Origin of the sequence: Actinoallomurus acaciae, assembly GCF_042429965.1 — a bacterium.
In the GTDB taxonomy this organism is placed as follows: Bacteria; Actinomycetota; Actinomycetes; order Streptosporangiales; family Streptosporangiaceae; genus Actinoallomurus; species Actinoallomurus acaciae.
In genome coordinates, this window is the sequence record NZ_JBHLZP010000273.1 from 1 (window position 1) to 10,921 (window position 10,921).

Consider the following 10,921-nt stretch of genomic DNA (forward strand, 5'->3'; position numbering starts at 1 on the left):
CCCACGCCCACCCCGCCGAAGGCCCCGGCCAAGGTTCCCGTCAAGGCTCCGGGCAAGACGGCGGGCCACACCCGTAAGCCGAGCGGGGGCGATGCGCCGATCGGCACCAGCACGCCGCCGCAGAGCCCGCTGACGCCCACGGCCCGCACGACCCCGCCCGCCACGCCGACCGCCGCGCCCTCCGCGTCGTCCAAGCTGATCCTCAAGGGCCTGGCGCAGGAGTACTCCGGCGGTGAGACGGTGCACGTGACCCTGCACTTCCAGCAGGCGGGCACGCTGAACCTCGATCTGCCGGTCGTGCCCTGGAACGGCTACTACTCGACGTACTCCCCGGCTCCGGTCGCACCGACCACGACGCCGCCGGCCGCGACGCCGCCGGCCACGCCGACGGGCTCGCAGCCGACGGCCACGAGCTCCAAGGCGCACAAGACCAAGACGCGGAAGAAGACCGCGGCCACCCCGGCGGCCTGACAGACGGCCGGACGACCCCGCCCATCGCCGAGCGACGGGCGGGGTTTTTCACGTGATACGCGGGCGCGGGCGCCCGTCGCCGTTCCGCGCCGCCTCTTCGGCGTCACGGGACGGAGGGATCACTCGTCGGGCTCGAACTTGTAGCCCAGGCCCCGTACGGTGATGATGAAGCGGGGCGTCGAGGGGGCCGGCTCGATCTTGGCGCGCAGCCGCTTGATGTGGACGTCGAGGGTCTTGGTGTCCCCCACGTAGTCCGCGCCCCACACCCGGTCGATGAGCTGCATGCGGGTCAGCACCCGGCCGGCGTTGCGGAGCAGCACCTCCAGCAGCTCGAACTCCTTCAGCGGAAGCGGCACCTCGCGGCCGGAGACGGTGACGACATGGCGTTCGACGTCCATGCGCACCGGCCCGGCCTCGAGCGTGGGCGGGGCGAGCTCCTCGACGTCGCCGCGCCGGCGCAGCACGGCACGGATGCGGGCGACGAGCTCACGTGAGGAGAACGGCTTGGTGACGTAGTCGTCCGCGCCCAGCTCGAGGCCGACGACCTTGTCCACCTCGCTGTCCTTGGCGGTCAACATGATCACTGGGACGTTGGACTTGGTGCGCAGTTCCCGGCACACCTCCGTGCCGGGCAGTCCGGGCAGCATCAGGTCGAGCAGGACGAGGTCGGCACCGGCGCGGTCGAAGGAGTCGAGGGCGTCGGGTCCGGTCGCCGCGACGGCGACCTCGAAGCCCTCCTTCCGCAACATGTACGACAGTGCGTCGCTGAACGACTCCTCGTCTTCCACGACGAGCACTCGAGTCACTGGGGGGCCTCCCGTACGGTGGCTGGCTCAGGGATTTCCTTCGCGGTCGCGGAGGTTGTCAACAACGGCAGGCGGATGGTGAACGTCGATCCGGAGCCTTCCTTGCTCCAGACGTTGACCTCGCCCCGATGCCGGGTCGCGGCGTGCTTGACGATGGCGAGCCCGAGGCCGGTACCGCCGGTCTGGCGGGACCGCGCCGGGTCGACCCGGTAGAAGCGTTCGAAGATGCGCTGCAGGTCCGCCTCCGGGATGCCGATGCCCTGATCGGTCACGCTGATCTCCGCGTGCCCTCCGTCGGCGAGCCGGGTGCAGACGACCACACGCGTGTGCTCGGGGCTGTAGGCGACGGCGTTGTCGATGAAGTTGCGCACCGCGGTGATGAGCAGTTCTTCGTCGCCGTGCACCTTGAGCCCCTCGCGGCCGCCGATGGCGAGGGTGATGTCCTTGGGTTCGGCCTTGAGCCGGCAGCGGTCCACGGCGTCGTGCACGACGTCGTCGAGGGACACGACCTTCGGCTCGGCCACCGGCTCACCGCCCTGGAGGCGGGACAGGGTGATCAGGTCCTGGACGACGTTCGTGAGGCGTATGGACTCGTGCTGCATGCGCTTGGCGAAGCGGCGCACGGCCTCGGGGTCGTCGGCGGCGTCCTCGATCGTCTCCGACAGGAGCGAGAGTGCGCCGACCGGGGTCTTGAGCTCGTGGCTGACGTTGGCCACGAAGTCGCGGCGGATGGCCTCGACGCGGCGGAGTTCGGTCAGGTCCTCCGCGAGTACGAGGACGAGGCCGTTCGTGCCCATCGGCGCGACGCGGACCGCGAACCAGCGGCCCTCCCGCCGGCCGTGGATGACCTCGATCTCCTCTTCGCGGATCTCCCCGTCGCGGCGTACGAGGCGGGCCATGGCCAGGAGGGCGTCGACGACGAGCCGGTCACCGCTGACGAGGCCGAAGGCGCGGGCGGCCGAGCTGGCTCGCAGGACGCGGTCCTCGCTGTCGACCACCACCGCGGATGAGCGCAGCACGCTCAGCACCGAGGCGACGCCCGGGGGAACTCCCCCGGTCTGCGCGGGAGCGGCGGCTGGGCGCTGGGCACGCTCGCTGACGCGCACGGCCAGGGCGGTCACCAGGCCGGTCACCAGGCCAGCGGCGCCGGCAAGAGTCGCGACAACCTCCACATCCACATCTTGGATGGTAGGCGGGGCGGTGACCAGCTCTGGCCCCGCATATGCCTACCTGCAAGTACGTTCGCGCAAAGTTAACCTGTCCCTACACATCCGTTCACGGCGGACCAGCATTCTGCTACACGGATAAAACTGCCTGCTGAGCGCCAAACCGTAAGGAATCACATGCGAGACGCTTACCACGAGGAGCTGGACGGTCTCTCCGACAAACTCGTGGAGATGACGCGGTTGGTGCGGTCGGCGATGGCCCGTGCCAGCACCGCCCTGCTCGATGCCGACCTGCGCCTCGCCGAAGAAGTGATCAGCGCCGACGAGCACGTCAACAAGATCGAGACGGACATCGAGGAGACCGTCTTCGAGCTGATGGCCCGCCAGCAGCCGGTCGCCAGCGACCTGCGGACCCTCATCACCGCGTTGCGCATGAGCGGTGACCTGGAGCGGATGGGCGACCTGGCCGTCCACCTGGCCAAGACCGCGCGGCGGCGCCACCCGGAGTCGGCCATTCCGCCCGAGCTGCACGCGACCGTCCTGGAGATGGGCCAGATCGCGGAGCGCATGATCGCCAAGGCCGGCAGCGTGATCGCCTCACAGGACGTCCAGATGGGCCTGGAGCTGGACGCCGACGACGACCAGATGGACCGGCTCCACCGGCGGCTGTTCGACGCGATGCTGTCGCCGAAGTGGAAGCACGGCGTGGAGCCCGCCGTGGACATCTCCCTGGCCGGACGCTACTTCGAGCGCTTCGCCGACCACGCGGTGCACGTCGCGGAGGACGTCGTCTACCTGGTCACCGGCCAGCACCCCGAGGACATCGGCGAGGTCGCGGACTGACCCGCCGCCCGTACGCGAGAAGCCCCGGCGATCGCCGGGGCTTCTTTCGTGTGCGCGGCGTCCGCCCGTGGGGCGCGCCGTTCCATGGTCGGATCTACTTCTTGCCCTGATTCTTGACCGCCTCGATGGACGCCTCCGCGGCCGCCGGGTCGAGGTACTCGCCGCCCTTCTTGCGCGGCTCGAAGTCGTCGTCGAGCTCGTACCGCAGCGGGATGCCGGTCGGGATGTTCAGACCCGCGATGTCCTCGTCGGAGATGCCGTCGAGGTGCTTGACGAGCGCGCGGATGGAGTTGCCGTGCGCCGCGAGCAGCACGGTCCTGCCCGCGGCGAGGTCCGGGACGATCGCGTCGTACCAGTACGGCAGCAGCCGGTCGACCACGTCCGCGAGGCACTCGGTGCGCGGGATGAGCTCCGACGGCAGCAGCCCGTAGCGCGGGTCGTTCACCTGCGAGAGCGGGTCGTCGTCGGCGATCGGCGGCGGCGGCGTGTCGTAGGAGCGGCGCCAGGTCATGAACTGCTCCTCGCCGAACTCCTCCAGCGTCTGCTTCTTGTTCTTGCCCTGCAGCGCGCCGTAGTGCCGCTCGTTGAGCCGCCAGGACCGCCGGACCGGGATCCACAGCTGCTCCGCCGCGTCGAGCGCGATGTTGGCCGTACGGATCGCGCGCTTGAGCACCGACGTGTGCACGACGTCGAGGCTCAGGTCGGCGTCGAGCAGCAGGTCGCCCCCGGTGACCGCCTCTTCTTCGCCCTTCTCGGACAGGTCGACGTCAACCCAGCCGGTGAAAAGGTTCTCGGCGTTCCAGACGCTCTCTCCGTGCCGGAGAAGTACCAATGTCGCCATAACCAGCGAGCCTACTGGGTCGACCTTCTCCGCCGGAAAACGCGGGTCGTCCATCGGCGTACGGCTCCGCGCCGGTCAGTTCTTGCGGGCGACTCCGGCCAGGAAGTACGGACGGCGGTACTTCTCGGCGATGCGGCGGGTCTCCACCGAGTCCGGGCGCCACTGGGCGACGTTGACCACGCCGGGTTCGAGGAGTTCGAGATCGCCGAAAAAGGACCGGATGCGGTCCGGCGTACGGGCCAGGATGGGCGTCGTGGAGTGGCGGTAGACCTCGGTGACGCCGGGGACCGAATCGGGAAGCGCCTCGCCGCAGACGTGGCTCAGCACGAGGTGGCCGCCCGGCGGCAGCGCGTCGCGGAAGCGCGCCACGATCGCGTCGGGGCCGTCGCCCTCCGGGAGGAAGTGCACGATCGCCACGAGCAGGATCGCGATCGGCTGGTCGAAGTCGAGGCGCTTGCGCACCTCGGGGTCGTCCAGGATGTCCTCGGGGCGGCGCAGGTCGGCCTGGACGATGTCGACGTTCTCGGCCCCGCCGAGGATGGCGCGGCCGTGGGTGAGCACGACCGGGTCGTTGTCGACGTAGACCACACGGGCGTCCGGGGCGACGCGCTGGGCCACCTCGTGGACGTTGTTCTGGGTCGGCAGGCCCGTGCCGACGTCGAGGAACTGCCGGGTGCCGGTCTCGGCCAGGTGGCGTACGGCGCGGCCCATGAACGCCCGGTTCTGCTGGGCCGCGAGCCGGATCTGCGGAGCGAACTCCAGGGCCTTCTCCGCGGCGTCCCGGTCGGCGGCGAAGTTGTCCTTCCCGCCGAGGTAGTAGTCATACATCCGGGCGACGTTGGGGGTACTCAGGTCGACCTCGCGTGGTTCCCCGGCCCGGTCCTCCATGACGCACCCCCGTTCGATCCGCACTTACGGACAGAACTTAACTGTCACTCAACCACAATCGGTAACGGAACCGTACAGAAAAGTGAAACGCGTTTCAATCGCCTGCGCCGGGGATGATCCGGGCGAACGCCTGGAGATTGGCGAGGCTCTCCCCGCGTTTGACCCGCCAGTCCCACTCCCGCTGGATCGAACCGGCGAACCCGATCTCCAGCGCACGGTCGAAGTTGTCGTCGGAGTAGGTGAGCACGCAGCCGAGGATGCGGTCGATCTCCTCGGGCGTCACCGCCGACAGGGGAAGCCGGCCGACCAGGTAGACGTCGCCGGTCTGGTCCAGCGCGAACGCCACCCCGTACATCCCGCCGTTCTTGCGGAGCAGGAAGCGGTAGAACTCCTCGTGGTTCTCATCCGGCTGGCGGCAGAAGAACGCCTCCACGTGCAGGCTGTGCTCGCCGGCGACGAGCCAGGTCATCGTGGCGAGCTTGTGCTGCCCGGGCAGCTTGACCAGGTACGCGCCGTCGCGCGGCCGTTCGTACTCCAGCTCCTGGTCGTCCAGGATCGCCTTGAGTGACGCGTCCACGGCGGTGCTCATCATCGCTCCTCAGGTCGCTCTCGAAGCCACCATCATCCACGACGCGTGGCCTACGCCGACGCGGCCATCGCCCGCTCCCCGACGGCCTGCGCGTAGACCTCCAGCAGCCGGTCGACCGTCGTCTGCCAGCCGAACGTCCTGCTGTGCCGTACGGCGGCGCGGGACATCCGGCGCAGCAGGCCCGGCGCGCCGAGCAGGTCGGCCAGCACGCGGGCGTAGTCGGCCGGGTCGTGTCCCCGCACCAGCCTCCCGGACTCGCCGTCGAGCACGGCCGTGCGGAGGCCGCCGACCCCGGCCGCGACCACGGGCGTGCCGCACGCCTGCGACTCGACCGCGACCAGCCCGAAGGACTCACTGTGGGACGGCACGACGGTGACGTCGGCCGCGCGGTACCAGTCGGCCAGCTCGGTCTGGGGGCACGGCGGTTCGAACCGCACGATGTCGGCGACGCCCAGGCGCGTGGCGAGTTCGACCAGCTCCGTGGGCCGCGTACGGCCCGAGCCGCTGGGGCCGCCCACGACGGTGACGAGCAGGCGTTCGCGCAGGCGCGGATCGCGCTCCACCATCGCCGCCGCGGCACGGACGAGCACGTCCGGGGCCTTCAGCGGCTGGATGCGGCCGACGAACAGCAGCATCGCGCGGTCCTGCGCCACGCCGAGGCGCCGGCGGGCCTCCTCGGTGTCCTCCGGCGTGAACGTCCGCAGGTCGACGCCGGGCAGGATGGTCTGCACCTGGTGCGGGCCGGCGTCGTACAGCGTGCGCAGCTGGTCGGCCTCGTCGGCCGTGTTGGCGATCAGGCGGTCGGCGCTCTCGACGACCCGCTGTTCGCCCAGGACCCGGCCGAGCGGCTCGGGCGTGTCGCCCTCGGCGAGCGCGGCGTTCTTGACCTTGGCGAGCGTGTGCATCGAGTGCACCAGCGGGACGCCCCAGCGCATGCGCGCGGCGTGGCCCGCCTGCCCGGAGAGCCAATAGTGAGAATGGATCAGGCCGTAGTGGCCGGGCTCGTGCGCGGCCTCCGTGCGCAGCAGGCCCGAGGTGAACGCGCACATCTGGCGCGGCAGCTCGGACTTGTCCAGTTCCTCCAGCGGCCCGGCGGTGACGTGCCGGACCGTCACGCCGGGCGCCAGTTCGACCTCGGGCGGCAGCGCCCGTGACGTGGCCCGCGTGAACAGATCGACCTCGATGCCGCGTTCCGCCAGTCGCTTGGCGACCTCCACGATGTAGACGTTCATTCCCCCGGCGTCCCCCGTTCCCGGCTGGTCCAGGGGCGACGTATGAACGCTGATCGTCGCCACCCGGGCAAGACGTGACACGGACACCACCTCCGATAAGAGAACCTATCCACCGCAACGCGACATTCCCCGGCCGGGTGTCCCCGGGTCGGCCTGTCCGCAAACGGCTGCGATGATGGCTTCCGTGCGTAAGACAGCAGTGGTGACCGGGGCCAGCAGCGGCATCGGCGCGGCGACCGCGCGCAGACTGGCCGCCGAGGGGTTCGACGTCGTTCTGGCCGCGCGGCGGCTCGACCGCCTCGAGAAGCTCAAGGTGGAGATCGACGCCGCGGATCCGGCCGGGCGCCGTCCCGCCGCCGTCCACGCACTCGACGTGACCTCGGCGGAGTCGGTCGCCGCCCTGGCCGGGGCCGTGCGCCGGTGCCACGTGCTGGTCAACAACGCGGGCGGGGCGTTCGGCCTGGACCCGGTGTCGGCCGCCGACCCCGACGACTGGCAGCGGATGTACGACACCAACGTGCTCGGCCTGATGCGGATCACCAAGGCGCTGCTGCCGAAGCTGGTCGAGACCGGCGCCGGCCACATCGTCAACATCACCTCGCTCGCCGCGCACTCCGTGTACGAGGGCGGTGCCGGCTACACCGCGGCCAAGCACGCCGCCGCGGCGGTCAACGACACTCTCCGCCTCGAGCTGTACGACCGGCCGGTCCGCGTCACCGAGATCGCGCCCGGCATGGTGGAGACCGAGGAGTTCTCGCTGGTCCGCTTCAAGGGCGACGCGGCGAAGGCGGCCAAGACGTACGAGGGCGTGGCCGAGCCGCTGGTCGCCGATGACATCGCCGACTGCGTCGCCTGGGCGGTGACCCGGCCCGCGCACGTCAACATCGACCGCATCGACGTCCAGCCTCGCGCCCAGGCCGCACCGCACAAGGTCCACCGGGTCTGAGAGACACGCGCGACGCATGCCTCGGGCACGGCGTCCCGAGGGGACGATCACGCGGGGAAAGACGGCGCCCAACCGGCTGCGCCGCGTCGACCGCTGGATCGTCCGCGTCCACGGCCCGCGCCTGCGCCGCCAGGGGCGGCCTCTCGTCGTCGACCTCGGGTACGGCGCCTCGCCGATCACGACCGTCGAGCTGTTCGACCGGCTCCGCGCGGTGCATCCACGGGTCGAGGTCGTCGGGATCGAGATCGACCCGGACCGCGTCGCGGCGGCCCGGCCGTACGAGCGGGAGGGACTGTCGTTCCGGCTCGGCGGCTTCGAGTTGCCGGTCGGGCGGCCACCGGCGCTGATCCGTGCGTTCAACGTGCTGCGCCAGTACGACGAGGACGAGGCCTGGCGCGCCTGGGACCGGCTGTGCGGGGGCCTGGCGCCCGGCGGCGTGCTCGTGGAGGGCACCTGCGACGAGATCGGCCGCCGCGCGGCGTGGGAGACGCTGAGCCGCACGGGCGTCCCGGCGCGCGACGGGCCGGAGGCCACCCGTCGTTTCGGTCCGGACGAACGGCGGACGGTGCCGCGCCCACGCGCCGGTGAGCCCGCCGGCGTACCGCGAATGATCACGTTCGCGGCGCACCTCGCGACGCTGTCCCGCCCCTCGGAGCTGACCGAGCGGCTGCCCAAGGCGCTGATCCACCGCAACGTGCCGGGAGAGCCGGTGCACACGCTGCTGACCGCCTTCGACCGCGCGTGGGCCGGCGCGGCGCCCCAGTCGGTGTTCGGCCCGCGCCAGCGGTGGATCGCTGCGGTGGAACTGCTCTCCCGCGAGTTCCCGGTGCATACGAGCCCACCGCTCGGCGGCCGCGTGCGGTGGCGGCTCGGCGAGGTGACCGTGCCCTGGTCCGCCGTCGCTCCACGGCCGGACGGTTCCTGACCGCCCGTCCGGCCGAGACCGTTGCGGGCCCGGCCCTTGGACACGGCGGAGGCTCGCCACCGCCCCGGTGCCGGGGGATGCCGTCGCGGCGCGGCCTCTGACCGCCGGTCAGAGGCCGCCGATCCGAGGTCGTCGCACGTCAGGCCCTGCGGGGGTTCGGTCACTGACCCGCGGTGAGGGCCCGCCGGACCACCCCGTTTCCCGGAGCCGCCGGGCCGCCGTTCGGATGCCGGGATTGGGGACTTTGGTCCATGGATACCCGCGCTTGACCGCTGAACGGTGGAGATACCGACTCGGGACATCCGGAGGAGATGGTTCTCATGCGTGCAGGTCACGCGTTGCGGTGGGGTGGCCTGGCCGGCGTGGGCGCGGTGATCTTCGCGATCGTCGCCCGCATCGTGATGGGCGGTGCGCCCCAGGGCAGCGACACGATGGGCGTGATCGCCACGTACATGAACGACAACCGAGGCCGGATCCTGCTGGGAACCCTTCTCTACGCCATCGCGATCGCGCTGTTCCTGTGGTTCGGCGCGACGCTGGCCACCGCCTTCCGGCGTGCGGACGACGCGAGTGAGCTGCCCGGGCTCGTGCTCGCCGGCTTCACCCTGGTCGCCACGATCGCCTTCGTCGCCATCTCGATGTTCGGGGCCGCGACGTACGCGCTGACGGTGCACGCGGGCCTGCTGATCCTCGCCGCCGTGCCGTACAGCGCCGCGACCGTCATGGCGACCATCGCCGGGATCGCGCTCGCGCTCCCGCTGGCGGCCGTCGCCGTGTCCATCGCGCGCACGCACGTCTTCCCGATGTGGATGGCCTACTTCGCCGGTGTCGTCGCGCTGATCTCGCTCGTGGCGGCCTTCACGGTGTGGGCGACCAAGGGCGCGTGGGCGCCCGGCGGCTGGGTGCCGACCTACATTCCGCTGATTTTGCTGGCGCTGTGGATGCTGGCGGCGAGCGGGCTGCTCATCCGCGAGCATCTACCGGTCATGCACCGGCGTGCCCCGCACATCATGGGCGCGTGAGACGGGTCAGCCGTTCAGGGCGCGGGCGAACGCCGCGTAGACGTCGTCGCTGAACAGGACGAACCGGGCCTCCTCCACCGGGGCCTCCGTGTCGCGCACGGTGCCGACCGCGATGCGGGCCGCGTCGTCGAGCGGCCACCCGTAGATGCCCGCCGAGACCGCCGGGAAGGCGATGGTACGGGCGCCCAACTCGGCGGCGACCCGGAGCGACTCGCGGTAGCAGGAGGCGAGCAGCGCGGAGCGGTCCTTCGACCTGGCGTACACCGGCCCGACCGTGTGGATCACCCAGCGGGCGGGCAGCCGCCCGGCGGTCGTGGCCACCGCCTGCCCGGTCGGCAGGCCCTTGCCGTACTCGGCCGCCCGCAGCCGCCGGCACTCCTCCAGGATCTCCGGCCCGCCCCTGCGGTGGATCGCCCCGTCCACTCCACCGCCGCCGAGCAGCGAGGAGTTCGCCGCGTTGACGACCGCGTCGGTGTCCTGCTCCGTGATGTCCCCCAGGACCAACGTGATGCGCATGCCTCCGAGGCCTATCACGGTGCATGGCCGCTTTTCATCGGACTCCGCCGACAGCGTCATTCGCCTTATAGACAGTAATATCTGTTTGGTTGTTAGGCTGCGTGTCCTCGCTGGAGGACGTGCGTGTATCCGCTTCAGGCCGGCGACCCGGCCTGGGTCGGCGAATAACGGCTGCTCGCCCGCCTGGGCGCCGGCGGCATGGGAACGGTCTTCCTCGCCCGCTCGCCGGGGGCCCGGCTCGCCGCTCTCAAGGTCGTACGTCCGGAGTACGCCGCCGACGAGGGTTTCCGCGCACGGTTCCGGCGGGAGATCACCGCCGCCCGCAGGGTCAGCGGCCTCTACACCGCGCCGGTGCTGGACGGCGACGCGCCGCTGCCCCTGGCTCGCCGTCGGCCATGTGGCCCGGCTCACCTCCGAGGGCCAGGTCATCGGCTCGCCCGGCTACATGTCGCCCGAACAGATCCGGGGAGAGGACCTGGACCCGGCCGGCGACGTGTTCGCGTTCGGCGCCGTGCTGGCCTTCGCCGCCACCGGCCGCCCGCCGTACGGCACCGGGCCCGTGCACACCGTCATCCACCGGACCCTGCACGAACCGCCCGACCTGGACGGCGTGCCACCGTCGCTGGCGGCGATGGTCGCCGCCTGCCAGAGCGCCGGCCTCGGCCGCCGCCCGTAC

At 71.2% G+C, this 10,921-nt stretch carries 11 protein-coding genes and 2 pseudogenes; 6 read left to right on the top strand and 7 right to left on the bottom strand.

All coding sequences use genetic code 11. The annotated features are described in order from the left end of the window. A pseudogene (locus ACFFNX_RS29895) lies at positions 1-471 on the top strand (hypothetical protein); the annotation flags it as partial. A gap of 119 nt (positions 472-590) precedes the next feature. Here ACFFNX_RS29895 and ACFFNX_RS29900 read toward each other — a convergent pair. Further along, complete coding sequence (locus ACFFNX_RS29900; protein WP_490246480.1) at positions 591-1,268, bottom strand: response regulator; 678 nt, start codon at positions 1,266-1,268, stop codon at positions 591-593. A 5-nt stretch (positions 1,269-1,273) separates the two neighbouring features. Beyond that, the gene (locus tag ACFFNX_RS29905; RefSeq protein WP_378209200.1) at positions 1,274-2,455 is read right to left on the bottom strand and encodes a sensor histidine kinase; all 1,182 of its coding nucleotides are present in this window, start codon (positions 2,453-2,455) and stop codon (positions 1,274-1,276) included. A gap of 165 nt (positions 2,456-2,620) precedes the next feature. Between ACFFNX_RS29905 and phoU the strand changes: the two genes are divergently transcribed. After that, positions 2,621-3,286, top strand: a complete 666-nt coding sequence (gene phoU, locus ACFFNX_RS29910; protein ID WP_378209201.1) for a phosphate signaling complex protein PhoU — start codon at positions 2,621-2,623, stop codon at positions 3,284-3,286. Between the two features lie 94 nt (positions 3,287-3,380). On the opposite strand, the gene ACFFNX_RS29915 is transcribed toward phoU, so the two are convergent. The 4 genes from ACFFNX_RS29915 to mshA form a co-directional block, all read right to left on the bottom strand. After that, on the bottom strand, positions 3,381-4,127 hold the full coding sequence (locus ACFFNX_RS29915; RefSeq protein ID WP_378209203.1) for a phosphoglyceromutase: 747 nt from the start codon (positions 4,125-4,127) through the stop codon (positions 3,381-3,383). 75 nt (positions 4,128-4,202) lie between these two features. Continuing rightward, complete coding sequence (locus tag ACFFNX_RS29920) at positions 4,203-5,039, bottom strand: SAM-dependent methyltransferase (protein ID WP_378209205.1); 837 nt, start codon at positions 5,037-5,039, stop codon at positions 4,203-4,205. Positions 5,040-5,109: 70 nt separating this feature from the next. After that, positions 5,110-5,604, bottom strand: a complete 495-nt coding sequence (locus ACFFNX_RS29925) for a type III secretion system chaperone family protein (RefSeq protein ID WP_378209207.1) — start codon at positions 5,602-5,604, stop codon at positions 5,110-5,112. A gap of 50 nt (positions 5,605-5,654) precedes the next feature. Then, positions 5,655-6,917: a D-inositol-3-phosphate glycosyltransferase gene (gene mshA, locus ACFFNX_RS29930; protein WP_378209209.1), complete on the bottom strand. Its 1,263-nt coding sequence runs from the start codon at positions 6,915-6,917 to the stop codon at positions 5,655-5,657. A 103-nt stretch (positions 6,918-7,020) separates the two neighbouring features. Here mshA and ACFFNX_RS29935 point away from each other — a divergent pair, with 103 nt between their 5' ends. From ACFFNX_RS29935 to ACFFNX_RS29945, 3 genes are all read left to right on the top strand, one after another. Continuing rightward, positions 7,021-7,782, top strand: a complete 762-nt coding sequence (locus tag ACFFNX_RS29935; RefSeq protein ID WP_378209211.1) for an SDR family NAD(P)-dependent oxidoreductase — start codon at positions 7,021-7,023, stop codon at positions 7,780-7,782. 16 nt (positions 7,783-7,798) lie between these two features. Then, positions 7,799-8,707: a class I SAM-dependent methyltransferase gene (locus ACFFNX_RS29940; protein WP_378209213.1), complete on the top strand. Its 909-nt coding sequence runs from the start codon at positions 7,799-7,801 to the stop codon at positions 8,705-8,707. 320 nt (positions 8,708-9,027) lie between these two features. Next, entirely contained in the window at positions 9,028-9,729 is a 702-nt protein-coding gene (locus tag ACFFNX_RS29945) for a hypothetical protein (RefSeq protein WP_378209215.1), read from the top strand. Between the two features lie 6 nt (positions 9,730-9,735). Here ACFFNX_RS29945 and ACFFNX_RS29950 read toward each other — a convergent pair whose 3' ends face one another. After that, a complete protein-coding gene (locus ACFFNX_RS29950) occupies positions 9,736-10,245 on the bottom strand; it encodes an O-acetyl-ADP-ribose deacetylase (RefSeq protein ID WP_378209217.1) in 510 nt (169 codons plus the stop codon). Positions 10,246-10,642: 397 nt separating this feature from the next. Here ACFFNX_RS29950 and ACFFNX_RS29955 point away from each other — a divergent pair. Next, a pseudogene (locus tag ACFFNX_RS29955) lies at positions 10,643-10,921 on the top strand (serine/threonine-protein kinase); the annotation flags it as partial.

Coding starts and splice junctions, on each gene's coding strand:
- ACFFNX_RS29940 (WP_378209213.1), top strand. CDS start 7,799: ATGCCTCGGGCACGGCGTCCCGAGGGGACGATCACGCGGGGAAAGACG.
- ACFFNX_RS29925 (WP_378209207.1), bottom strand. CDS start 5,604: ATGAGCACCGCCGTGGACGCGTCACTCAAGGCGATCCTGGACGACCAG.
- ACFFNX_RS29915 (WP_378209203.1), bottom strand. CDS start 4,127: ATGGCGACATTGGTACTTCTCCGGCACGGAGAGAGCGTCTGGAACGCC.
- ACFFNX_RS29945 (WP_378209215.1), top strand. CDS start 9,028: ATGCGTGCAGGTCACGCGTTGCGGTGGGGTGGCCTGGCCGGCGTGGGC.
- phoU (WP_378209201.1), top strand. CDS start 2,621: ATGCGAGACGCTTACCACGAGGAGCTGGACGGTCTCTCCGACAAACTC.
- ACFFNX_RS29950 (WP_378209217.1), bottom strand. CDS start 10,245: ATGCGCATCACGTTGGTCCTGGGGGACATCACGGAGCAGGACACCGAC.